The organism is Dialister sp. i34-0019-2H8, assembly GCF_042846925.1.
Taxonomy (GTDB): domain Bacteria; phylum Bacillota; class Negativicutes; order Veillonellales; family Dialisteraceae; genus Dialister.
Map to the genome: position 1 here is coordinate 1,029,590 of NZ_BAABYQ010000001.1, position 23,953 is coordinate 1,053,542.

Annotated in this window: 18 protein-coding genes; 15 read left to right on the forward strand and 3 right to left on the reverse strand. The window is 49.6% G+C overall.

Annotated elements, in window-relative coordinates; genetic code table 11:
- The first annotated feature begins 31 nt into the window (after positions 1–31).
- The 11 genes from ribE (at position 32) to ACGG9R_RS04375 (ending at position 17,400) form a co-directional block, all read left to right on the forward strand.
- Entirely contained in the window at positions 32–499 is a 468-nt protein-coding gene (gene ribE / locus ACGG9R_RS04325) for a 6,7-dimethyl-8-ribityllumazine synthase (protein ID WP_390151920.1), read from the forward strand.
- Positions 500–678: 179 nt separating this feature from the next.
- Positions 679–1,575 carry an Rpn family recombination-promoting nuclease/putative transposase gene (locus tag ACGG9R_RS04330; RefSeq protein ID WP_390151923.1) on the forward strand — a complete coding sequence of 299 codons (897 nt, stop codon included), beginning with the start codon at positions 679–681 and terminating at the stop codon, positions 1,573–1,575.
- A 53-nt stretch (positions 1,576–1,628) separates the two neighbouring features.
- Entirely contained in the window at positions 1,629–2,000 is a 372-nt protein-coding gene (locus ACGG9R_RS04335) for a hypothetical protein (protein WP_390151926.1), read from the forward strand.
- 732 nt (positions 2,001–2,732) lie between these two features.
- On the forward strand, positions 2,733–5,912 hold the full coding sequence (locus tag ACGG9R_RS04340; RefSeq protein ID WP_390151929.1) for a DUF3427 domain-containing protein: 3,180 nt from the start codon (positions 2,733–2,735) through the stop codon (positions 5,910–5,912).
- A gap of 1,302 nt (positions 5,913–7,214) precedes the next feature.
- Entirely contained in the window at positions 7,215–9,419 is a 2,205-nt protein-coding gene (locus ACGG9R_RS04345) for a TonB-dependent receptor (protein ID WP_390151932.1), read from the forward strand.
- Between the two features lie 77 nt (positions 9,420–9,496).
- A complete protein-coding gene (locus tag ACGG9R_RS04350) occupies positions 9,497–10,522 on the forward strand; it encodes an ABC transporter substrate-binding protein (RefSeq protein WP_390151934.1) in 1,026 nt (341 codons plus the stop codon).
- A 326-nt stretch (positions 10,523–10,848) separates the two neighbouring features.
- The gene (locus ACGG9R_RS04355) at positions 10,849–12,084 is read left to right on the forward strand and encodes an LL-diaminopimelate aminotransferase (protein WP_390151936.1); all 1,236 of its coding nucleotides are present in this window, start codon (positions 10,849–10,851) and stop codon (positions 12,082–12,084) included.
- 146 nt (positions 12,085–12,230) lie between these two features.
- Complete coding sequence (gene ychF, locus ACGG9R_RS04360) at positions 12,231–13,337, forward strand: redox-regulated ATPase YchF (protein ID WP_022106109.1); 1,107 nt, start codon at positions 12,231–12,233, stop codon at positions 13,335–13,337.
- Positions 13,338–14,381: 1,044 nt separating this feature from the next.
- Positions 14,382–15,482 (forward strand): efflux RND transporter periplasmic adaptor subunit, encoded by a 1,101-nt coding sequence (locus ACGG9R_RS04365; RefSeq protein WP_390151940.1) that lies wholly within the window; start codon positions 14,382–14,384, stop codon positions 15,480–15,482.
- Positions 15,482–16,192 (forward strand): ABC transporter ATP-binding protein, encoded by a 711-nt coding sequence (locus tag ACGG9R_RS04370; protein WP_390155074.1) that lies wholly within the window; start codon positions 15,482–15,484, stop codon positions 16,190–16,192. Before ACGG9R_RS04365 ends, ACGG9R_RS04370 begins: the two co-directional genes overlap by 1 nt.
- Positions 16,189–17,400 carry an ABC transporter permease gene (locus tag ACGG9R_RS04375; RefSeq protein WP_022105236.1) on the forward strand — a complete coding sequence of 404 codons (1,212 nt, stop codon included), beginning with the start codon at positions 16,189–16,191 and terminating at the stop codon, positions 17,398–17,400. Before ACGG9R_RS04370 ends, ACGG9R_RS04375 begins: the two co-directional genes overlap by 4 nt.
- Before the next feature lie 250 nt (positions 17,401–17,650).
- On the opposite strand, the gene ACGG9R_RS04380 is transcribed toward ACGG9R_RS04375, so the two are convergent.
- From ACGG9R_RS04380 to ACGG9R_RS04390, 3 genes are all read right to left on the reverse strand, one after another.
- Positions 17,651–18,127, reverse strand: a complete 477-nt coding sequence (locus tag ACGG9R_RS04380) for a hypothetical protein (RefSeq protein ID WP_390151943.1) — start codon at positions 18,125–18,127, stop codon at positions 17,651–17,653.
- Positions 18,128–18,466: 339 nt separating this feature from the next.
- The gene (putP, locus tag ACGG9R_RS04385; RefSeq protein WP_390155077.1) at positions 18,467–19,951 is read right to left on the reverse strand and encodes a sodium/proline symporter PutP; all 1,485 of its coding nucleotides are present in this window, start codon (positions 19,949–19,951) and stop codon (positions 18,467–18,469) included.
- Positions 19,952–20,100: 149 nt separating this feature from the next.
- Positions 20,101–21,276, reverse strand: coding sequence for a nucleotidyltransferase family protein (locus ACGG9R_RS04390; RefSeq protein WP_390151945.1), 1,176 nt, complete (start codon positions 21,274–21,276; stop codon positions 20,101–20,103).
- A gap of 251 nt (positions 21,277–21,527) precedes the next feature.
- Between ACGG9R_RS04390 and ACGG9R_RS04395 the strand changes: the two genes are divergently transcribed.
- The 4 genes from ACGG9R_RS04395 to ACGG9R_RS04410 all read left to right on the forward strand — a co-directional run bounded on the left by ACGG9R_RS04395 (position 21,528) and on the right by ACGG9R_RS04410 (position 23,848).
- On the forward strand, positions 21,528–22,106 hold the full coding sequence (locus ACGG9R_RS04395; protein WP_390151948.1) for a hypothetical protein: 579 nt from the start codon (positions 21,528–21,530) through the stop codon (positions 22,104–22,106).
- A gap of 123 nt (positions 22,107–22,229) precedes the next feature.
- The gene (locus ACGG9R_RS04400; protein WP_022106564.1) at positions 22,230–22,493 is read left to right on the forward strand and encodes a DUF4321 domain-containing protein; all 264 of its coding nucleotides are present in this window, start codon (positions 22,230–22,232) and stop codon (positions 22,491–22,493) included.
- A 94-nt stretch (positions 22,494–22,587) separates the two neighbouring features.
- Positions 22,588–23,274 (forward strand): DNA repair protein RadC, encoded by a 687-nt coding sequence (gene radC / locus ACGG9R_RS04405; protein ID WP_390151951.1) that lies wholly within the window; start codon positions 22,588–22,590, stop codon positions 23,272–23,274.
- Between the two features lie 232 nt (positions 23,275–23,506).
- Positions 23,507–23,848 (forward strand): hypothetical protein, encoded by a 342-nt coding sequence (locus ACGG9R_RS04410; RefSeq protein ID WP_022106562.1) that lies wholly within the window; start codon positions 23,507–23,509, stop codon positions 23,846–23,848.
- Positions 23,849–23,953: the final 105 nt, after the last annotated feature.

Here is a 23,953-nt window from a genome sequence, read left to right on the forward strand (position 1 = left end):
TATGTTACATATACCCAAAGGAGACTTCCTCATGAATATCATTTCCGGACTTTTCAATGAAAGCGACATCCGCGTCGGCATTATCGCTTCCCGTTTCAATGAAGTCATCGTTTCCAAACTCATCGACGGCGCAGCCGATGGTCTTGCCCGTCATGGTGTCGACATGGACAAAGTTGATCTTGCGTGGGTGCCGGGTGCCTTTGAGATCCCGCTCGCAGCGAAGAAAATGGCAGAAAGCGGGAAATATGATGCCGTCATCTGCCTCGGCGCTGTCATCCGCGGCGAGACCGATCACTACGAGCACGTAGCGACCGAAGTCACGAAGGGCGTCGCTATGGCTTCCCTCTCCAGCGGTATCCCCGTCCTCTACGGTGTCCTCACCACCGATACCATCGAGCAGGCCATCAACCGCGCCGGCCTCAAGTCTGGCAACAAAGGCTTCGAATGTGCGATGGATGCACTCGAAATGGCGAGCCTTTTCAAAAAGCTGGAAAAATAAAAATCATAGAAAAGCAGCCTGTCGGTTTTCATCGGCAGACTGCTTTTCTATTGCCTGTTTCCCTCATACAGACACAAAATATGATGAGAGAATGTTTCTTTTCTGCTTGTATATTGCGGAATCTCTCTTCGCTTTTTCTCTGTTTTTTGTTACAATACAGGTAGAAAGGCGGTGATGCCATGGGACGATTCAAACAATGGGAAGAGCTGACCATCCAAGATAATTTTCTTTTTCAGAAAGTTATGCAGAACCAGCGAATCTGCAAATACCTGATCGAAAAAATTTTGGGCATCCAGATTGAAAAGATCACATTTCCTGAAGGCGAGAAATCTATAGACAACCGCTACGACAATAAAAGCATCCGTCTGGACGTCTATGTGCACGATGAAAGTGGCCACGTTTATGACATTGAGATGCAATGTACGAATGGCGACGAGGGGGAACTCCCCAAGCGGACCCGCTACTATCAAGGCATGATCGATATGGACGAGCTGAAAAAAGGGCAGTACTATACAGAGCTGAAAGAGTCCTTCATCATCTTCATCTGTACCTTCGACCCCTTCGGCGAAAATCTCCCCATGTATACCTTCCGCCATCGCTGCATCGAAAAGGAAGGCCTGGAGCTGGGGGATCTTTCGACAAAGATCTTCCTGAACGCGAAAGGCGAAAGTGATACCCTTGACCCGGATATAGCAGCCTTCCTGCGCTATGTGGACGGGAAAGCAGCAGAGGGTGCATTGACGAAAGAAATCAACGAAGAAGTGATCCGGATCAAAGAACATAAAGAAATGAGGCGAGAATATATGACACTTTTGATGGAACTCCAAAAATATAAAACCGAAGGCATGCAGGAAGGGATCGAGATCGGCATGAAGCAAGGTATGGAGAAAGGCATGGAGCAGGGTATGGAGAAGGGGATGGAGAAAGGTATGGAGCAAGGCATGGAGAAAAAAGGTAGAACAGTGATCATGAATCTGCTCAAACTGAACATGCCGATCGAGGGCATTGCTGCTGCGACAGAAAGTTCGATCCCGTATGTAAAAGAAATAGCGCGAGAAGCGGGATACTCTGTCTGAAATAAATACCAGAGCAGTGATCCGAAAGGTTCACTGCTTTTGATTATGACTATATGTTCTTTCCGCGTTTTGATGAAACAGCCTTCCTGCGCTATGTGGACGGGAAAGCAGCAGAAGGTGCATTGACGAAAGAAATCAACGAAGAAGTGATCCGGATCAAAGAACATAAAGAAATGAGGCGAGAATATATGACACTTTTGATGGAACTCCAAAAATATAAAATCGAAGGCATGCAGGAAGGGATCGAGATCGGCATGAAGCAAGGCATGGAGCAAGGGATGGAGCAATGGATGGAGGAAAAAGGTAGAACAGTGATCGTAAATCTGCTCAAACTGAACATGTCGATCGAGGGCATTGCCGCTGTGATAGAATGTCCGATCCCGTATGTGAAAGAAATCGCGCGAGAAGCAGGATACTCCGTCTGAGAAGAAGCCACGAATGAGTGAGAGCAAAAAGTCAATAGAAAAATCCCCATGGGCTGCGGCATGTGTCATGCCATAGCCCATGGGGATTTTTCTTACAAAGGCATAAAAAAACATCCGGAAAAGGCTTCCCACCTGTGCCCGATGCAGGCGGAGCTCGGAATCGGTGACGGTCGTCCATGAGCACCGAAGTGCGGGAGGGCCTGTGCTATCGTCGGAACCCGGCCTCGCAGAGGACAGGGAAGTGGCAAAGCCATGCTTCCGGATATTCATTTTTTCTTACTTATCAGCCTAAAATGGGCATTGGCAGCAGGCTGTACGCTTCCGCTGACCCATCCGATGACGCACGGTGCATATGGCAGATCTGCCCCTTCCGGTGCGGCTCTCCCTGTGATCTCGTAGCGCTTAGAGAATTCTGGAAATCGGAGAAACCGTCCATCCGGAGAACATGTTCAAATATGTCCATGCTTCATGACTATATGGTACTACGTTCTAGAGAAAAATGCAAGAGGGAAAAGACGGATAACGCAATATATAGTTTATTTCATGGATCATACGAATAGCGAAGATACCATTTTCGCAGTAAATACAGAGATTCAGATGATGTATACTGCCCGGTGGGTGAGAAGATCGGATGATCTGTTTTTCATCTACGGCGAGAGATTTTTATGATACTATATAGAAAAGCTCTTACATGTCTATTGGCTTCTCAGAAAGGAAAAGACAATGACCCCTATGACTGAAATTGAAAAATTAAAAGATGGCGTGTACGAGAAAGTCATGTCGCGGCGCTTTGCTGAAGTGCTGAAAGAGGCACTGGCCGAGGATCAGGTGCGTGCAGAAGAGGAAGATGTGGATGCTGAGGAAGCCGTGGGCTATCTCTCTTCGTATTTGCAGCGGGTGATACGACTCTGCCTGAAGGACATCGCGGACAGGGATGAGGAGAACAGCGTCGACCACCAGCTGGCACTCACGAATGAACTCATTGCCTCCCTTGCAAAGAAGACAGAAGAGCTGGGAGGCGGTCAGGAGGTGGCGAATGCACCATTTCTGCTGAGATCCTTAGAACACAAGAAAAATACACTCCTGCCTCGCCGGTGGGAGCGGCCGGCGACATCACTCACGCGATCATTCCTTTTCACCAATTCTAAGAAGGATGTCTCGATGGTACACGAGCTCACAAAGGAGATCGCATCCTCTGACCGCATTGATTTTCTGATCTCCTTCATCCGTTTCTCCGGCCTTCAGCTGCTTCTCCCCGCACTGCGCCTTTTCACAGCCCGCGGTGGACACCTGCGCATCGTGACGACGACATACATGGGAGCGACGGATCCGAAGGCGATCGAGGTGCTTGCGTCTCTGCCCCATACAGAAGTACGCATTTCTTATGATGTGAAAGAAACCAGACTGCACGCCAAATCATACATGTTCTATCGGGAAAGCGGCTACTCGACGGCCTACATCGGTTCATCGAATCTTTCCCACGCTGCCATCGCAGAAGGGATGGAGTGGAATATGAAAGTGACGGCGCAGGACCAGCCGCACATCATCGATAAAATGAGCGCGACCTTCGAGACATATTGGCACTCCGAGGATTTCACCTCCTACGAGCCCCAAAAAGATGAGGAAAAACTCCATCGCGCTATCGATAGGGAACGCGGGCGGAGCAACGGGACAGATGCCTCCTCCTATGTTTTTGACATCCAGCCGTACCCCTACCAGCAGGCGATACTGGATGCACTTGATACAGAACGGCACGGCAAAGATCGCTGGTACAATCTTGTCGTCGCCGCCACAGGCACGGGAAAGACAGCGATCTCCGCCTTCGACTATCGCCGATTTGCCGCCTCGAGAAAAGAAGGGACGCGCCTCCTCTTCATCGCTCATAGAGAAGAGATCCTGAAACAAAGTCTCTCTTGCTTCCGTCAGGTCATGAAAGATCCCGATTTTGGTGCGCTCGCAGTCGGAGGACACCAGGCAAGTCACGTGGAACACCTCTTCATGTCCATTCAGACACTGAACAGCCAGCGTTTCTTTGAAAAAATGGATCCCTACTACTATGACATGATCATCGTCGATGAATTCCATCATGCAGCGGCAAGATCCTACCAGCACCTTCTCACACACTTTCATCCGAAGATCCTCCTCGGCCTCACAGCTACGCCAGAGCGTATGGATGGGGGAGACATTCTCTCCTATTTTGGCGGACACATCGCCGCAGAAATACGCCTGCCCGATGCCATCGAGCGGCGACTTCTCTGCCCTTTTCACTACTTCGGCGTCACAGATCCGGTGAGCCTTGCGGAGATCAAGTGGACAGGCGGAGAGTACGACGCGAGCGAGCTCGAACGTCTCTACACCGCAGAAGGCGCACTGGCCAGCCAGCGCGCCCGCGCCATCGGAGACGCCCTCCTTCGCTACACCGCAGACATTCGCGACGTGAAAGCACTCGGCTTCTGCGTCTCGAAGAAGCACGCGCATTTCATGGCAGACTACTTCAATCAGCACGGCATATCTGCCCTCGCACTCGATGCAGATACACCGGCAGCAGAAAGAAATGCAGCGCGGGAACGCCTCGCAGAAGGGGAGCTTCGCATCCTATTCGTCGTAGACCTCTTCAATGAAGGCGTCGACATCCCGTCCGTGAATACCGTACTCTTCCTAAGACCGACGAACAGCATGACCGTCTTCCTCCAGCAGCTCGGGCGCGGCCTGCGCCTTTCGAAAGGGAAAGACTGCCTCACCGTCCTCGACTTCGTCGCACAGGCAAGCCGCAAGTATGACTTCTCCCGCCGCTTCGCATCGCTCCTCGGCAAGCATCACGTCATCATCAAGAAAGAGATCCAAGAAGGATTTCCTCACGTACCGAAAGGCTGCGCCATTCAGCTCGAAGAGCAGGCACAGAAATGGGTACTCGAAAACATCGCCAGCCGCCTTCGGAAAAATGAATACTACATCGAGATGGTGAAAGAACTCTATGCTGCCACCGGCAGCCGACCGACCCTCTCCGATTTCTTCCGCGCGACCCAGGTAGAGCCCGCCGTTTTCTACAATGGCACGCGCACCTATACAAGGCTCCTCATGGACGCCGAGATACTTCCCGCGCTCCCTGTGACCGACCTCGAAGAAGCCCTCCGCAGATCCATGAGCCGCACCCTCACCATAGATTCGCCGCGTTGGATCTCCTTCCTGCGGCGTGCCTATGAAAACCTACCGATAAACCCCACTCCCATGGAAAAGAAATACCTGCGCATGTGGGCGATCACCCTCTTTCCCGATGGGCAGAAGGACAGCCCGAAAGACCCCGCCCTCGCCATCACCCGTTTTGCGAAAGAAACAGCACTCAAGGAAGAGATCAGCGAACTGCTCGACTTCCTCTATGACCGCATCGATATCATTCCCCAAAAGGCAGAGCTTCCCTATCCCTGCGCCCTTGAAGTCTACGATAGCTACACGCGCGACCAGCTCTTCGCAGCCCTCGGCTTTGCCAAGCCCGCCAGCATTCGTGAAGGCGTGAAATACCTCGACCATACGAACAGTGACACCGTCACACGACCGACAGACGTCTTCCTCGTGACACTCAATAAATCGCAGAAAGAATTCTCCGATACCACCCTCTACGAAGACTACTCCATCGACCGCCACCTCTTCCACTGGCAGAGCCAGTCCACCACCACGCCCGAGTCCAAGACAGGACAGCGCTATCTTTCCCAAAGAGAAACCGGCGGCATCGTCCTCCTCTTCGTCCGAAGCGCCAAGCAGGACGCCTACCGCAATGCCATGGCCTACACCTTCCTCGGTACGGCGAAGATCGTCTCTCACGAAGGTTCCCAGCCCATCAGCATCATCTATCGCCTCGATCATCCCATCCCAGCGAAATATATCACAAAGACCGATAGCAGCGGCGTGCTGTGAAAAAAGGAAAACAGATCCAATTTCCCATATACAAACCGTGTAAAACCAAGAATTTACACGATGGTATGTTATGGAGAGGGAAATCCTCCCGGGAGCTGAAAGCCACTTTTGCACTCCTTCGTGCACATACCTATAGGAAAGGAGAGCAAAGATGGCAGACGGTGGATCCGATTTCCCTTTCTCCCGCTTGAAAGCGTGCTAGCCGCTAGAGAGTGGATGAAATACAATCGCATAAAGACGCAGCATGCGAAGAAAGATCTCATGCAGGATTCGCCTACACGACAAACCCTAGAGCGAAGTTTAGCCGTACTTGTACGACATGAACCGTGAAATGCGCTGGTGCCAGATTGCAGGGAATGCCTCCATGGATATTATCAGATAGCGCGTTGCGTCTTTGTGATGCACAGAATGCAAAAAGCGGAGCAGAAATATCTGCTCCGCTTTTTGCATGAGAAATTTCACTTGATTCATTGTATTTCTATGGTATAATACGTGTAGAAAGGGCGCTATCCGGCAACGGTTAAGCCCCAATTAGATTTTGACAGAAAAGCCGTCTACTTTCTCAGGGTAAAGGCGGCTTTTCTGTTGGTACTAACGTAAAGCAATAACCCATAATGTTATTAGTAACATGATATAGCAAAAAAGTGATCTTTTCCTCAAGAGAATGGGTCACTTTTTTCGTATGCCCACGATGCTATATACAGAAGCGGGAGAAAGCATCCCGGAGATGTCCGGTCACCGGATTTTCCTCATCCTAGGTAGAGGGAAAGAAGGAAATCAGACGTCATGCGGCTCTCAAACGCTTCTCCCTTCGAAGGTTCTGCCCGGGAAGAGCCGAAAAAGGGGTAAGATCAGTAAGACGAATTGAACTTGCTGTGCTTTTGTGATGAAAGTGACCCTTTTTATAGACAGAGGGTCACTTTTTGTTTTTTGATGCCAGCTTATGAATGGTGAACATTGTGATAGGCATGGATTTGAGTAATATTGGCTAAGAAGTGTATCATGCAGAAAGAAGTATGAATGCCAATGGGGATCTAAAAAATGCCGGTCAATGATTCTTGAATTAACAAAGAAGTGTGATATAATTAGCTTAACCATCATAAAGCATTAAAGGAAGAGAGGCTATTTATTAAATAGGCTCTAAATGCTTTACCTGTGTAAACAGGAATCCATGGGAGAGGTGGTAGGATTTCAATTGTTTTTAGAAAGAGGGGTATTCTATGAAGAAGAATAATTACCGAATTTTGGCAGCTGCAGCCATGTTGACAATTCTGGGGGGGGGTAGCAACGCAAGCTGCTAGAATGTATACCCTTGATGGTATTGAAGTTGATGCCGATCGCCAAATAGATAGATTCGGCAATACCATCACGGAACAGTCTTATTATCGTACAGGGGGAGACGTTAACGTCATAGATAGTGTACAAATTGAACAAAGGCATTATTCAACTATTACCAGTGCAGTAAAAAATTTACCAGGGGTACAAGTCAATTCTATTGGCTATCATGGAGGAGAATATGGCGCAGGTACGCAATATAATACAACGGTCACAATTAATGGTGATGAACATGTTGTAATTTGTCTTGATGGTCGTAGAATTGATAATGCTGTAAGTGGGGTTATGGCATCGGAATCAACGAATCATACAAATGCATTAGCCAATCTAGATCAAGTAACCAGCATTGATAATATTGATAAAATTGAGGTTATTAAAGGGCCAGGTGCATCTGTTTATGGAGCTGATGCTACTGGTGGCGTAATTAACATAATTACCAAAAAAGGGGCACTTAAACCACAAGCTTCTATAGATTTGGCAACTGGTTCATGGGGGCATCATGTTTACAGAGCCAATATGTCTGGCTCTTCTAGTGATGGTAGCACGAGATATTTTATTTCTGCCATGAGAGATATGGGGGGAGATACACATTATTATGACCAAATGACTGGTAAAAATTATACAAATCATGGCACGGATTTTAAAGATGATGCAGTTAATATTAGATTGGATAAATATTTTAATGATACACATCGTCTGACATTTTCATACAATTATACGGGAGCAAATGATGGATATCCAATTACGCCTCCTGATTATAGATATATGAATCCAACTGATTGGAAACGCATTAAGGATACTATTGCTCAAAAGCAATATGGAGATATCAAAGTTCCTGGGTATAGAAATGATTGGTATATCAATGGATTTAAGAGAACGTACACAGCGCACCTGAATAATGATTTTGATCTCTCGTATTCATTTGCCAAAGAAAATGAGATGGAAAGTTTTGTTCGAGTGTATAAACAATCGCATAAATATTGGAATTCTTGGGGACCTTCAGATAGTGTAGTTTGGCCAAATAAGCCAATTCCTACGCCATGGGATCCTGAATGGAATGATTATGTCAATGCTAAAAGGGTAACAAAAGATTCATCTCGCAGCAAAAACTATGATTTCAATCGAGGAATACAGCTACAACTCGGGAAATCTTATGGCAAGCACGACATTTTAACAGGATGGACTTTTGATAAATCACGTCATGAAAGTTTTAGCGTGAGCTCTACGACTGGAAGAGAGACGTCTACAAATGTAAAACAAACGACAATAGATGGTTATTTGCAAGATAAAATTCATGTGAATAACAAGTTTGAAATAGCGCCATCTCTTAGATATCAACATGCAAATGCTGTTAGTACAACTAGTGAGAGCGGGAAGACTACCAATGGGGGCAGTGCATTTTCTAAGGTGACAGCTGCTGTTAATGCGCAGTATCTTATTAATGATGGATTTAGCATTTTCGCTGGTTGGACACAAATAAATAGACCATTACTCCCCAATGATTACAAGTCAAGCTCAATGCTTTACGAAGATCAAAAGCTTGAAAATGATAAGGGGAATGCATATACTATCGGTTTAAAGAAACGAATTTCGGATAGAACCAATGTCTTTGCCAATTATGATTATACAGATATGTCTAATGCTGTTTGCAGACAGTCTGTATGGGATGATAAAATCGGAGACTGGGATACTAAGTCGGTTAATGCGAAGCAAAAAAGAAAGGCATTTAATTTAGGAATCAATCAACAAATCGATGAACATTGGGGGTTAGGAGTATCTTATTCAACCATCGATGAACAGTGGACAGCGAAGAAAGGCATGAAATTCCAACCAGGCTTAGGAATTGATTCGATGTTAATTAATGCATATTTAAACTCAACTAGACCTAAAAATAAGTATATCGCAGATCTTACTTACTCTTGCGGGAAATGGTTTTCTTCTTTGACCACTACCATTTATAGTGGAATGGACGATAGATATTTCACTTCTAATAGGTTTATCATTTTGGATTTCGCATTAAATTACAATGTATCAAAGGATTGGTCTGTTTATGCGACAGTAGACAATCTTACTAACGAGGGATACGAAGTTAAATTCCATCCATATGTTGGTAAAGGTGCTTATGCTATGCCTGGTAGAAGCTTCATGCTTGGCGCAAAATATAAGTTTTAATAGGATGATGTAATAAATAGCAGAGAAGTTTGAATGGCTCAAACTTCTCTGTATTTATTATATAGACGAGGGAAAGCATGAAAAAAAGAAGAAATGCATATATAACAGGAGTAGTGACTTTATTTATTATTATGGGAATAGGGCTTTATCAATATAATGTGCAAGGACCACAAGAGTATGGGATCTCGAATAAGCCTGTTTTATCAAAAGTATCAAATTTTCCCCAAGATATACAAACATATGATTCGGAAGGTCATCCGCAAGTTATGACATTTTATAGTAAACCAACTAGAGTTATAGTTAGTGAGCGTAATTCCTTAGAAACCCTATTGTCATTGGGAGAAGGAGACTGTGTTATAGATACATCTCTACAAAAAAATAGCCAAGCTTATAAAGAACTGAGTAACAAATATCCGGAGGAAATAAAAAAGGTTCATTTTTCGGGAGCAGCTGAATTGAATACCGAATCTTCTTTAGCGCAGAGACCAGATTTTATATTAGGATGGAAGTCAACCTTTACTTCCGTATTCAGAAAATCAACGCATTGGTGGAATTCTCGAGGGATAAAAACATATGTGGTAGCTACTTCTAATCATTTATTATCCCAGGGAACGATTGAGGAAGAATGTAAATTCTTAGATGATATGGGGCGGATTTTTTCCCATAAAGATAAAACAGATCAGATGATCAAAGACATTCATGAAGAATTAGATAGAGTAAAAAGTAAAACGGAAGATAGAGAAAAGCAGATAGTAATGGTAATAGAAAAAAATAGAAATGGCTTTTTCAATTATGATTCGGGATGGCTTGTAGGAGATATGGTTCAGCAATTGGGCGGTTATATGCCTGTAAAGGAGAGGACTGTTAGTAGTGAAGAATTGATCAAATTGAATCCGGATGTAGTTTTTGTTGTCTATTTTAGCGATGAAATGAAACAGGATATATATGAGACTTTTAGATCTCCTATGTATAGTTCGCTAAAAATAGTAAAAAATAATCGAATATATCCAATCTCCTTGTATGACATGTATGCTACGGGAGTAAGAACGGCAAATGGTATTCAACTCATTCGAAATGGTTTGTATCCTGATTTGTGTGAATGACATAAAAAGTGAGCCAGTTTCCAATCTATTATTCTGCCCCATGCTGCCGCTCTTGGTGGACTGGTAGGATAGCATTGAAAAGTGTTACGTGGATGAGAGTATATGGTTGATAGAGAAGATGATGGCCGAAAATACATTTCCTTAGATCGTATAAGATAAGATCTCTCTATACCTATAGGCATAGAGAGATTTTTTATCGCTTGTGTCACTCTGTTTCGTTTCGCGGCATTTGCACAGCGCCGTCATTTTCATTTCCCTTTCCTTCCTCTATATGGTAAAATATAACAGTCATACTGACATAAATATTGAATAGAGAGGCGAAACTTATGGCTCATTGCAATGAAAATTATCTGAATCTTCAGGGTGCATACCTGTTCGCGGAAGTCCGCAAGAAGCAGGAGGCGTACAAAGCCGCGCATCCGGATGCGAATATCATTTCCCTCGGTATCGGTGATGTGACACAGCCGCTGGCTCCGGTCGTGATCGAAGCGATGAAGAAGGCTGTCGAGGAAATGGGACATGTGGAGACGTTCCGCGGCTATGGTCCGGAGCAGGGCTATCTCTTCCTGCGTGAAGCGATCGCGAAGCATGATTTCCAGGATCGCGGATGCGATATTTCCCCAGACGAGATCTTTGTCAGCGACGGCGCAAAGTGCGATGTCGGCAATATGCAGGAGATCTTTGCAGAATCCGATATCGTCGCGATCACTGACCCGGTGTATCCGGTCTATGTGGACAGCAATGTCATGGCGGGCAGAAGCGGTAAATATGTTCGCGGGGCGTATGAACGCTTCGAATATCTGCCGTGCTATGAAGAATGCGGCTTCAAGGCAAATCTGCCGTCTCATGATCCCATGATCATTTATCTGTGCTCGCCGAATAACCCGACCGGTTCTGCGCTGACGAAGAAGGATCTGACGGTATGGGTACGCTATGCACAGCAGACGGGCTCTGTCATTTTCTTCGATGCTGCGTATGAAGCATTCATCACGGAAGATGACGTGCCGCACAGCATTTATGAGATCGAAGGGGCGAAGGAAGTCGCTATCGAGTTCCGTTCGTACTCGAAGACGGCTGGCTTCACCGGCGTCCGCTGCGGGTACTGCGTCGTTCCGAAGGAGCTGATGCTGGAAACGAAGAAGGGTGAGAAGATCTCGGCAAACCAGCTGTGGGATCGCCGCCAGTGCACGAAGTTCAATGGCTGCTCTTATATCGTGCAACGCGGCGCGGAAGCGATCTACACCGAAGAAGGCCAGAAGCAGATCCAGGAAACGCTGGATATCTATAGAAAGAATGCTGCGGTCATCTTGGCCGGTGCGAAGGAAGCTGGTCTTCCTGCCTGCGGCGGCGTGAACAGCCCATATGTATGGCTGACGGTGCCGGAAGGTATGACGAGCTGGGATTTCTTTGATTTCCTGCTGAATGAGGCGGAAATCATCTGCACGCCGGGCTCCGGCTTCGGTCCGTGCGGGGAAGGCTATGTCCGTCTGACGTCTTTCAATACGCCGGAGCTGACGAAGGAAGCGGTAGAACGCATGAAGAAGGCACTGGCTGCCAGATAAATTGAAGGGGGAGGGAAGAGAGTGATCGGCTCAGGCATTGAGAAATGAGAAGATCGCTTTTCCCGAATTGGGAATGAGGGGTGGCGCTTTCGCGTTCAGTCATCGGTCACTTCTGATCCCTGAACCTATATTTACAAGGAGTATCCATGAGTACGAATCTGCAGATCGGCATTGTCGGCCTTCCGAATGTAGGGAAGAGCACGCTGTTCAATGCCATCACAAAAGCCGGAGCAGAAGCGGCGAATTTTCCTTTCTGCACCATCGAGCCGAATGTGGGCGTCGTAGAGGTCCCGGATCATCGTATCTATGATCTGGCGAAGATGTTCCAGCCGAAGAAGACGACGCCGGCGTTCACTCGTTTCGTCGATATCGCCGGCCTCGTAGCGGGCGCGTCCAAGGGCGAGGGTCTGGGAAATCAGTTCCTCTCGCATATCCGTGAGACGGATGCCATCGCGCATGTTGTCCGCTGCTTCGAGGATGGAAATATCACGCACGTAGAAGGCTCTATCGATCCTGTCCGTGATATGGATATCATCAATACGGAGCTGTGTCTGGCGGATCTGGAGAGTGTCGACAAGAAGAAGGTCAAGACGGCGAAGCTCGCGCAGGCAGGGATCAAGCAGGCGAAGCTCGATCTGCCGGTGCTTGAAAAGGTATTCGATGCGCTGCAGGAAGGGACGCCGGCAAGAGCCCTTGATCTCTCGGAAGATGATCTGGAGGTCTTGAAGGAGCTGAATCTCATCACGCTGAAGCCTGTCCTTTATGTGCTGAATGTCGCGGAAGATGACATCGCGGATCCGGAAGCGAATCCTTTCGTCCAAAAGGCAGCGGCGCAGGCAGAAAAGGAAGGCGCCAAGTGGGTGCCGATCTCTGCGGAGATCGAGCAGGAGGTCTCCGAACTGGATGCCGAAGAGGCGAAGGCTTTCTTGGCCGATCTGGGCGAAGAGGAGCCTGGCCTGAATCGCCTGATCCGCAGTGCGTACTCTATGCTGGGACTCATCAATTTCTTCACCGTCGGACCGGATGAATGTCGTTCTTGGACGGTCCGTGAAGGGACGAAAGCACCGAAGGCCGCCGGCAAGATCCACAGCGATATCGAGAGAGGTTTCATCCGTGCGGAGATCGTCTCCTACAAAGACCTGATGGAATGCGGCTCGTATACGACGGTCCGTGAAAAAGGTCTCCTCCGTGTCGAAGGGAAGGACTATATCATCCAGGATGGGGATATCGCCTACTTCCGCTTCAATGTGTAGTTTTTGAAATCAGAAAGCGCAGCCCGCAGGGGCTGCGTTTTTTTGTATCCTCTTTGAGGAAAGGGGGACTCTCGCATCGTTCCCTCCTTCCGCTGGAAGGAGGCGGTTCGAAGGGGCGGAGGTTGGCTCTCGCAGTGGGATGAAAAGAAACGTGAGGAAAGCGCACTCTCGTATCGTCATCCCGAGCGGAGCCGAGGGATCTTTTTCGTTTGCCGTTTTCTGTTTCCTGTATGAATCAGTTTGCGGGAAACATCGTGATTGCAAGTCTTAAGGAACACGGTGCTTCCCGTTTTCCGTTGTCCTCCCATTTTGCCTGACCGCGAACGAAAAAGATTTCTCGCATTCGCTCGAAATGACGATAGGGGGAAAAAGGGGTACTCTCCTATCGCCACTCTCCCCATATGGGGAAGGCGGCGGTGGGCGGCATTCTCCCTCCTCTCGTTGGAAGGAGGTGCCCCGAAGGGGCGGAGGTTGGCTCCCGCAGCGGGGTGAAAGGGAATGTGAGGGAAGCGGTATTCTCGTATTTCGGACTATACTGATTTCTCTCGCAGATTGCGTTTTTGCATGCCAGTAGAGTAGCCCCTTGAAGAAGGGGCGCGCCGAAGTCGGAGGATAGATCTGCCCCGCAGGGGCAGCCTTCTACGAGAAGGGATGAAAGGGGATGTGAGATAGCCCGTTCTCCCGTATCGTCATCGAAAGCAGAGCCGAGGGATCTTAACGTGATAGCGGCGTTCTGCATTGGTGAGGAAACGCAAAATTTTTTTGCCGTATCGATATCTCACAGTCTACGTTTTACCGGTGTGCAAGGAAGATTTCTCGCTTCGCTCGAAATGACGATATGGGGGGAAAAATGATGATACGGGGGATGATGGGATGCGGAGGAGCGGTATTCTCATTTCCCTCCCCCCGCAGGCTAGCTGCAAACTACTTTCCTCTATTTTTACGCAGTCTTCTTTCCTGTGATATAATGACATTATTAGGAGAGAATGTTTTTACGAAATGTAGAGTTTCCTGTGAATTTATGAACTCATAAGGAGGAAATATATGAAGAAGAAATGGATGATCCTTCTCCTCATTGTCATCGCAGTGGCAGCGGGCGGCGGTTATTTCTGGTATCAGAAGAGCCATGCTCCGCAGAAGGATAATTACACGGTGGGGGCGGTATCGCGCGGCACTATCGGGCTTACCATCGATGCGACGGGGACGATCGAGCCGGTGAATAGTGTCGATCTCTCGGCGACGGCGTCCGGCACTTTGGAAAAGGTGTATGTGAAGCAGAATGAAAAGGTCACGAAGGGCGAGACGCTGGCGATGATCGAGTCGAAGGCGCTGACGTCCATGATGAAGCAGACGCAGAACACGCTCGCGAACAAGGAGTCCTACTATGAACGTCTGGCAGGCCTTTATGAGAAAGGCGCGATCCCGTACCAGGATATGGATAATGCGCGCTTGGACTATCTGAATGCACAGGCGGCGTATGACAAGGCGCAGGCGGATGTGAATGATACGGTCATCACATCGCCGATGGATGGCGTGGTCATCGGAGAGCCGATGAAGGAAGGGGAGACGGTGTCTCAGGGGCTGTCTAGCCAGATGGTCATCGTGACGGTTGCGGATCTTTCTTCCATGCGTATCGAGCTTCTGGTCGATGAGACAGATATCGGTGAGGTGGCCGTGGGGGAAGGCGTGGAATTCACGGTCGATGCGTACCCGAACCGCACGTTCCACGGCGTGGTGTCGGATATTTCCAAGAAGCAGTACTCAGCGAGCGGCAGCACGAGCAGTTCCTCGAGCTCGGTCGTGTACTATACCGTCTATGTAGATATCAATAAGGACGAGCTGGAAGGGCTCTATCCGTCCATGACGGCGAGAGCGGTCATCAAGGGCCGCGAGAGCGTGGATGCGCTGACGGTGCCTGTGACGGCGATCCGCAGCGACTCGGAAGGCTCCTATGTCTACGTCAAAGAGGGGGCGGATGTGAAGAAGACCTATGTGACGACGGGGATCTCCACCGAGAAGGAGATCGAGGTGACGAGCGGTCTTTCCGAAGGGCAGGAGATCGTGATCAGCGGGACTGTCTCGCAGGAGAAGACTTCGACTCCGACGAATAAGAACAATCGCCACGGCCCGGGAGGTCCGGTGTGATGGAGAAGAAAGAGAAATCGGATGCAGTCATCCGCTTGACGGATATCGGCAAGAGCTACTATATCGGGAAGCAGGAGGTGCCTGTCCTGACGAAGATCGATCTTACGATCTCCAAGGGGGAGTTTGTCTCTATCATGGGGCCCTCGGGCGCCGGGAAATCGACGCTGATGAACATCCTAGGCTGTCTCGATCGTCCGAGTCGCGGTTCTTACAAGCTCGATGGGGAAGAGGTCGCAAGGCTCGGGGACAGTGCGCTGGCCTATACCAGAAATCGCAAGATCGGTTTCGTCTTCCAGAGCTTCAATCTGTTGCCGAAGCTCTCGGCGCTGGATAATGTCATCCTTCCCATGATCTATGGGAATGTCTTCAAGAAGGAGAGAAGAGAGCGCGCCCTTCGCATGCTGGACTCCGTGGGGCTGGGTGACCGTGCGTATCATATGCCGGCGGAAATGTCGGGCGGGCAGCGTCAGCGCGTCGCCATCGCGCGAGCGCTCATCAATGACCCTGCCATCATCATGGCGGATGAGCCGACGGGGAATCTGGACAGCAAGTCGACAAAGGAGGTCATGGAGATCTTTTCCTCCTTATATAAAGAGGGGAAGACCATTATCCTCGTCACGCATGAGAATGATGTCGCGGCTTACGCGACCCGCCACGTGATCCTTTCTGATGGACACATTAGTAAAGATATACGAGGGCCTTTATCATGACGAATATTTATTTCGAAAGTGTCCTCATGGCATGGAGCTCGATCGTCAGCAATAAAATGCGCTCGCTGCTCACCATGCTGGGCATCATCATCGGGGTAGCGGCCGTCATTGCGCTCATGTCCATCGGCTATGGCGTGCAGGACTCGATCAAGAGCGATATTTCCCGTCTGGGATCGAATACCATCACTGTCACGCCGGGGACCGGCAGAAAGCCGGGGGTGAAGCAGGCGGCCGGCTCTATGCAGACCTTGACCTACAAGGACTATCTGGCGATCCGCAATTTGCCGAATATCACCTATTCCGCTCCGCTCGTGCAGGGGAGCTACCTTCTCGTCAATGGGAATAAGAACTGGAATACCCGTGTCTACGGCTGTACGCAGGACTATGCGGATCTTTCTGACCTCAAGGTGCAGGAAGGCCGTTTCTGGACGCAGAAGGAGTACAATGCCCGTGCCCGTGTCGCTGTCATCGGGAAAACGGTCGCGACAGGGCTCTTCGGAGAAGAGGATCCCATCGGGAAGAAGGTCCGTATCCATGGGAATCCATTCACCGTGATCGGGCTTTTGGAGGAAAAGGGCTACTCCTTCATGGATCAGGATGACCGCGTGCTCTGTCCTTTCAGCACCGTGCAGGAACGTATGCTGCACATCACCTATGTGAATAACATCGTCATCTCGGCGGATAACAGCAGCGATCTTTCACAGATCGAGTCTGATGTGACGAACCTGCTCCGCACGCGCCACCGCGTCTCCGGGACGGATGATGATTTCTCCATTCAAAATTCGCAGGATCTCATCAAGACCATGGAGTCGACCACGCAGACACTGACCATCTTCCTTGGCAGTGTGGCGGCGATCTCCCTCCTTGTTGGCGGTATCGGCATCATGAATATCATGCTCGTCTCTGTCACGGAGCGTACGAAGGAGATCGGCATCCGCAAAGCGCTGGGCGCGACATACCAGATGATCATTGTCCAGTTCCTGATCGAGTCCATCACCGTCAGTCTTGCCGGCGGCTTCCTGGGGGTCGCTCTTGGCGTCGGCATTGCGCTCGTGACGCCGCAGCTGTCACAGATCCCGACCGTCATCGCAGCGGGACCCATCGTCGGTTCCTTCGTTTTCTCGGTCCTGATTGGCCTTATTTTCGGTCTCTATCCGGCACAGAAGGCGGCGAAGCTGAATCCGATCGATGCACTGCATTATGAATAAGGCAAATAAAAAAGACCTGACAAGAGTCAGGCCTTTTTATTTTGGGGGTTCAGGGTTCAGGATTAGCCTCGGGGACGTGCTGTCTCCCTTGTTTGTGGATGAAAGCCTCTCTTGAATGAGAAATGAGAAATGCGAAATGGTGGTGCGGCGCATAAAAATCAGAAGCGCCGCAGAGGGTTGGAACCAGCGGTTTTCTCGTATCGCAAACCTAATCCCTAGCTACTAATCCCTAGTCACTAGTCGCCAGTCCCTATTTTCTCACATGAGACAGGTTCACATACAGCTCTTTTGCCTCTGCATCGAGCTTGCGATTTTTCTTCACATCCGAGAGATGATCATACTTGCTGACAGCCTTTCCTTTCGCATCATACATCGCGATGAGGGCGTGATCCATGGAGTATTCTCTTTCACGCTTATCGGCATGGAGATTGATCTTGAATTCACGAATGCGGGTCGTGAGATTTCCATCCGCGAAGTCATAGTCGCTGGGGTTCTTTTTGAGGCTTTCCACGTAGAGGGTGAAGTCTACATTTTCGATGCTTCCCGGGAAATCCATGGTCTGCATGCCGGAGAGGGACTGCATGTCTGCGTAGAAGATCTCTTCATCGTCTGCATGAATGACGCGATAACGGTCAGGATGGGCGAGGAGTGTCGCAGAATCCATCGCCATCGCAGAAGTCGCAGTAAGCATAGTGAAAGCAGCGAGTGCCAGTGCAAATTTTTTCATGATATCCTCCTTAAAATTGACTTAGGTTCATTTCGATATGATTCGATTATACTATGGAAGAGACAGAAACGCAAGCCGAATTTTCCTAGGGAAACGCTGATTAAATCGTTGTCAGATTTTACTCTTGAATTTTTATACATAGCGAGGAATAACCTGACGCGAATAGTTAAGGAAGGCTATGACGAAGCTATGTATAAAAATTCTTGTGGAATCTGACTCTGCGATTGAATCCGTGTTTCCCTAAGGGAAATACGGATTCTTTGGCTGCATCAGCATTTCCTGAGACTTGGACGCAAAAAAACCGCTGCCGTGAAATTCACAGCAGCGGTTTTTCTATTTTTATTTCGACAGCGCGAGGGCTTTTTCGAAGGTCTTCTTGATGCTTTCAGACGGCTCCTTATCCATGAGACTCACGACGACGATCGCGATGACAGAGAAGAGGAAGCCGGGGACGAGCTCATAGAGGTCAAACCAGGCAAACTGTTTCCAGATGAGGACGGTGAGGCCGCCGACGATGACACCGGCGTAGGCGCCTTTGAGCGTCATGCGTTTCCAGTAGAGGGAGAGGAGCACAGTCCCGCCGAAGCAGGCACCGAAGCCGGCCCATGCGTAGGAAACGATGGAGAAGATATAGCTGTTCGGATCTGAGCCGAGGTAGACGGCGATGCAGGAGACGAGAAGAACCGAGATACGGCTGACGCGGATCAGCGTTTTTTCCGAGGCATCCTTGCAGAGGAAGGCTTGGAAGAGGTCACGGGAGACCGCCGAGGATGTGACGAGCAGCTGCGAGGAGCTGGTACTCATGATGGCCGCGAGGATCGCAGACCAGATGATGCCCGTGATGAAAGGCGCAGAGAGCGACTCTGCCATCAGGACGAAGACGCGCTCTGCATTCGCATTCTCAAGCGGGGTCGTGAGGTATGCCTTGCCGATGACGCCCATGGCGATGGCGAAGGCGAGAGACAGGATGACCCATGTCATGGCGATGTGTGTCGATTTTTTCAGGTCTTTGGCATCCGAGATCGCCATGAATTTGACGAGGATATGCGGCTGTCCGAAATAGCCGAGCCCCCAGCCGAGGGAGGAGACCATCATGATGGCAAGAGCGCCCATGCCGGTGGAGTCCGGGAAAAAGGAGAAGAAGTCGGGCCCTTCTTTCGCCAGGATATCCATGGTCGGAGCGGGGCCGCCCAGTGCGATGGCCGCAGCGACCGGTACATAGAGGACGGTGAAGAACATCATCGTTCCCTGAATGAGGTCAGTCAGAGCGACGGCGGAGAAGCCGCCGAGGAAGGTGTAGAATACGACGACGAAGGCGCCGATCAGAAGGGACTCGAAGTAGGGCAGACCGAAGATGGTATTGAAAAGCTTGCCGGCTGCAACGAATCCGGAGGATGTATAAATGATGAAGAAAAGAATGATGAAGAGGGCGCAGATGAGGCGCAGGCCATTCTTCTTTTCTTCGAAGCGGTTCGACAAATAGTCCGGGATGGTGAGCGAATTATTCGCGACTTCCGTGTAGTGACGAAGGCGTGTGGAGACGAGGACCCAGTTCGCCCATGTACCGATGATGAGGCCGATGCCTGTCCAGAAAGCAGAGAGCCCGTGCAGGTACGCATAGCCCGGCAGCCCCATCAGCATCCAGCCGCTCATATCCGAGGCTTCCGCACTCATGGATGTCAGCCATGGTCCCAGTTTGCGGTCTCCCAGGATATAAGACGATAAATTTTTCTGCTGTCTCGAGTAATAGAGCCCGATGCACATCATGCCTGCCAGATAGAGGATGAAGGCCAGGGCGATCGGCCAGCTCCATTCTTCACTCATTTCCATATTATTTCCTCCCCTGTATAATCATTCCATTTTTTTGAAAATATCTTGAACATTATAACATAAAAAAGAAAGAAATACGATAGGAAAAGGAAATAGGAGACCAAGAGACTCATAGTCTTCCGGTCTATCCGTCTGCCAGTCTTTTAGTCCACGATCACCGGCGATGTATAGAAATCCATTTTGCCCTTCCTGTATCTTTTTTCCTTCTGGCAGAAGGACTGCACATCGCTGGCGCGGATGTCCATCTCGAGCATGGCGGCGGCTTCCTTGGGAAGCGTTTTCATTGCTTTCGCCGTGCTGGTGATGATGGGGAGGGGAAGATCTCTGAGGAGGGTACTCTTTTCTCTCTTGAGTGCGAGGAGGCGGGCGTAGGAGGGATCGGGCGGTGCGAGGAAGGGGGAGGAAAGAGCGGCGGGGGAAAGGAGCAGCTCTGCGCCAAGGCGTTTCAGACTGCTTCGAAGATAGCGTTTGCTCTTCGTGGCGGAGAGCATTTCTTCATAGGAGATCCGCTGGCTTTCCTTAGCCCATTTGTATTCGAGCCCTTCTTTGAAAAGCCCGATCGCCTGCAGGGCTTCTCGTGGCATCAGGCGGGAGAGGAGGTGGCAGCAGTCTTCATAGCGGGCGGGATCCGTGTAGTGGCCTTCTTCCATGAGCTTGGCGGCTTGCTTTGCGTCCGAAGGAGAAAGAAATGCCGTCCTTTTTTGAGACAGGAGTTCACGCCGCGCACTCGTCGCGGAGACGGGATGCTCCATGTCTCGGGGAATGACGAGGATGTCCATGTCGTAGTGCTTTCGAAGGATCGTCTCCGTGTAGCGAAATCCCAAAAGATTGTTCGGCTTCGTAAGCTCGTCAGCAAGATACGGCGAAGCGGCTGCCATCGCTTCATGGGCGGCTTCTCCGTAAGACAGACCGTCCGCAATTCTTTCGTGGAGGAGATGTTCATAGTCCTCTGAGATCGCCCAGCTGGCAGCGCTTATGAGCTCATCCTTCGTGAGAGATTCTGCGCCGAAGGCGATCATGTTCACGCCCATGGCATGGAGCATGGAGGCGGCATGGCAGGAGAAACGGTCTGCGCTCTGAAGGGCGTAGAGGGCTGGAAATTCGAAGACGGCGTCCACGCCGGAGCGGACGGCCCATCCGGCGCGCGTCCATTTATCAAAAAGGGCAGGCTCGCCCCTCTGCACGAACGCACCGCTCATGATGGCGATGAGGGAGGCTTGCGGATAGGCTTTTTTGATGATATCGATCATGGCGGAATGACCGGCATGAAAAGGATTCCACTCGGCTGTGATGCCGATGAGGGGAGAGGTGGTAGACATGGGGACTCCTTATTCAGAAATTGTAAGATCTTGAGACGCAGACATCAGGCTTTAGACGGCAGACATCAGACGTTAGGCATAAGGCACCTGACATCTGATATCTCGTCGTCTGAAGATTTTCGGTCTCTGAGTCTTCCCTATTCTATCACAAAAGTGAGCGGAAACAGGAAATCTGCCCTCCTCTATGATATAATATGAAAAATCAATGAGCGAAGTTTGATCTCGCTACTACAACCAAAGGAATGATACATATGTATAATCATTGGCAGAAAAAATGGGCGCTGTCTCTGGGCCTTCTGGCGCTCGCCATGCTGCCCGCAGGCTGCGGAAACAGCATAGACGATCAGTTTCCCTTCGGGAAGAACCGCATTCACTGTGGCGGCGAGACTATCACGGTGGCAACGCCGTTTGAGCTGATCTCTAATGGCAGGCAGGTCGATCTCGGCGATCGTCAGGCGGAGACGGTCCACGCAGAAGGACACAATGCGAATATGCAGCTCCTTGTGACCGGCACGAAAGAGGGGGAAGGAAAGGATGCGAAAACGCTGGCGGAAGAGGCGAAGAGCATCCTCGCCGATAATCCAAATCTGAAAAATGTGAGATCCCAGCAGAAGGAGATCACGTTGGGGGATGTGAAGGCACAGCAGCTTTCCTTCTCTTTCACCGAGACCGCCCGCGGCAAGAATATAGAGCTCTCTGTAGAAGAATATATTTTCCTCCGGAAGGGTGTCGTCTGGCGCGTCATTTACCAGTATCGCAGTCAGGACGAGGTGGGCAAAGCTCTCACACAAAAAGTCGCCGGACAGATCGCGATGGGGAGTACGTTCTAGGGAGACTAAGAGACTGGAAGATGTCAGAAATCATACGATAGACTTAGGAGACCATAAGTCTAATGTCTCCAGGTCTATAGTCTTTACGTCTACGCCCTCTGATTTTTTAACAACGAGGAATCTATGCGATTTTCAAAAGGATTTTTTTCACTACTTTTATTTTTAGCCGCCGGTGCTTTGATCGGCGGCATCTTGGGACAGGTGCTCGGCAGTGCGAACCTTGTGGGCCTCATGCCTTTCCTGACGGAGACCTATGAGATCTTCCATATACAGAACATCGCCCTGAATCTGGGAATCATGCAGATCCATTTTGGCATCCGTTTTGCGCCGAATCTCATCAGCATCCTCGGCATCCTTGTCGCATGGTGGCTGTATGAGAAGTTTTGAGACCGGAAGATGAGAAGATGTCTCTGCGGTCTCTGTTTCCCGATATCGGTCAATGACATTTGAAACACCGGATTTTCAGTAAAGTGAGGATACGATGATGCTCATCCGTGAAATGCGAAGCGAAGACAAGCCAAGAGAGCGTTTTCAGGAATCCCCGAAGATGGCCAGCATGACGGATCTCGTTGCGATCCTTTTGCGAACGGGGCGGCAGGGGTATTCCGTCATGCAGCTGGCGCAGGATGTCGTGGACCAGCTCGAGCAGACGGTGGGCATCAATGGCTATGAGGATCTTCACTGGCGGGATCTTACGGATATTAAAGGCATCGGCCCCGATAAGGCAGTCACCATCTGTGCAGCGATCGAGCTCGGGCGGCGTCTGACCTATATATATGATAAAAGAAAACTGGAGAATTTCAGTACGCCGGAGAATGTCTCTGCCTTTTTCATGGAGCGTCTCCGTCACGAGACGCAGGAGCATTTCCTCATCGCCTTTGTCAATGTGAAGAACCGACTTCTGGGCTACAAAGAGGTCTCCATCGGTGGGTTGAATGAGACGCCCGTCGACATCAAGGAAGCGATGAAGTGGGCGATCCGTTACAAAGCCTTCGGCCTCATCCTCCTGCACAATCACCCTTCCGGCTATCCGGAGCCGTCGAAGGAGGACATCGAGATGACGAAGACCTTCGCCAAGGCCGCGAAGCTCCTTGATATGGTGGTGCTGGATCATGTGATCATAGGAGACGGGATCTACGTGAGTCTGCATGAGAGAGGCGTGATTTGAGGCTTTTGAGACTAGGAGACGTCAGACATTAGACTTCAGATATCAGATTCAGATTTCATAAAGCAGGCGTCTCATGGTCGCTCTCAACGGGAAGGAAGAGAAGATACTTTGGCCTAGTCACCAGTCACTAGTCACCTCTAATCCCTAGCTACTAATCCCTAGTCTCCTTCGTTCCCAGATATGCTATAATATATGAGATATAGAAAATTTTAGTAAAGGACAGGTGTGAGCCATGGAAGAAATGGAAAAAGGAAAACGTTATTCCGCAGAAGACAAGGGTTATACCAGCAAGATCTATGAGATCCGCTGGATCCCCGTCACGGAAAGAGAAGAATATCAGGAAGGCCCGACCAGAGACGCGCTCCTGAAGCTCAAGGAAAAAATGGCGGAAAAGGATTTTGACAAATACATCGAAAACGGTGTCATCCGTGTGACCTATGATGAGGGCCGTCTGATGATCATCGTGAAGTCGGAGATCTACCGCACCATGCTGATGGGACCCTTCTACAATGCCATCTGTGAAGCCTTTGATGTGGGACATTTCCGTGTCGTCAGCCAGGTGAATGGGTACTGATCGGAGTGGGAAAGCGGCTCTGATCGAGAGGAAAAGGATAGGCGAGCCGGATGGCCCGCCTTTTTCTTGCGAACTTTTCCACTATTCGCTATAATTTTCATGGTT

What these genes read in the sequence shown, in the direction of transcription:
- ribE (WP_390151920.1), top strand. Translation starts at nt 32, where the DNA reads ATGAATATCATTTCCGGACTTTTCAATGAAAGCGACATCCGCGTCGGC.
- ACGG9R_RS04330 (WP_390151923.1), top strand. Translation starts at nt 679, where the DNA reads ATGGGACGATTCAAACAATGGGAAGAGCTGACCATCCAAGATAATTTT.
- ACGG9R_RS04335 (WP_390151926.1), top strand. Translation starts at nt 1,629, where the DNA reads ATGTTCTTTCCGCGTTTTGATGAAACAGCCTTCCTGCGCTATGTGGAC.
- ACGG9R_RS04340 (WP_390151929.1), top strand. Translation starts at nt 2,733, where the DNA reads ATGACTGAAATTGAAAAATTAAAAGATGGCGTGTACGAGAAAGTCATG.
- ACGG9R_RS04345 (WP_390151932.1), top strand. Translation starts at nt 7,215, where the DNA reads ATGTATACCCTTGATGGTATTGAAGTTGATGCCGATCGCCAAATAGAT.
- ACGG9R_RS04350 (WP_390151934.1), top strand. Translation starts at nt 9,497, where the DNA reads ATGAAAAAAAGAAGAAATGCATATATAACAGGAGTAGTGACTTTATTT.
- ACGG9R_RS04355 (WP_390151936.1), top strand. Translation starts at nt 10,849, where the DNA reads ATGGCTCATTGCAATGAAAATTATCTGAATCTTCAGGGTGCATACCTG.
- ychF (WP_022106109.1), top strand. Translation starts at nt 12,231, where the DNA reads ATGAGTACGAATCTGCAGATCGGCATTGTCGGCCTTCCGAATGTAGGG.
- ACGG9R_RS04365 (WP_390151940.1), top strand. Translation starts at nt 14,382, where the DNA reads ATGAAGAAGAAATGGATGATCCTTCTCCTCATTGTCATCGCAGTGGCA.
- ACGG9R_RS04370 (WP_390155074.1), top strand. Translation starts at nt 15,482, where the DNA reads ATGGAGAAGAAAGAGAAATCGGATGCAGTCATCCGCTTGACGGATATC.
- ACGG9R_RS04375 (WP_022105236.1), top strand. Translation starts at nt 16,189, where the DNA reads ATGACGAATATTTATTTCGAAAGTGTCCTCATGGCATGGAGCTCGATC.
- ACGG9R_RS04380 (WP_390151943.1), bottom strand. Translation starts at nt 18,127, where the DNA reads ATGAAAAAATTTGCACTGGCACTCGCTGCTTTCACTATGCTTACTGCG.
- putP (WP_390155077.1), bottom strand. Translation starts at nt 19,951, where the DNA reads ATGAGTGAAGAATGGAGCTGGCCGATCGCCCTGGCCTTCATCCTCTAT.
- ACGG9R_RS04390 (WP_390151945.1), bottom strand. Translation starts at nt 21,276, where the DNA reads ATGTCTACCACCTCTCCCCTCATCGGCATCACAGCCGAGTGGAATCCT.
- ACGG9R_RS04395 (WP_390151948.1), top strand. Translation starts at nt 21,528, where the DNA reads ATGTATAATCATTGGCAGAAAAAATGGGCGCTGTCTCTGGGCCTTCTG.
- ACGG9R_RS04400 (WP_022106564.1), top strand. Translation starts at nt 22,230, where the DNA reads ATGCGATTTTCAAAAGGATTTTTTTCACTACTTTTATTTTTAGCCGCC.
- radC (WP_390151951.1), top strand. Translation starts at nt 22,588, where the DNA reads ATGATGCTCATCCGTGAAATGCGAAGCGAAGACAAGCCAAGAGAGCGT.
- ACGG9R_RS04410 (WP_022106562.1), top strand. Translation starts at nt 23,507, where the DNA reads ATGGAAGAAATGGAAAAAGGAAAACGTTATTCCGCAGAAGACAAGGGT.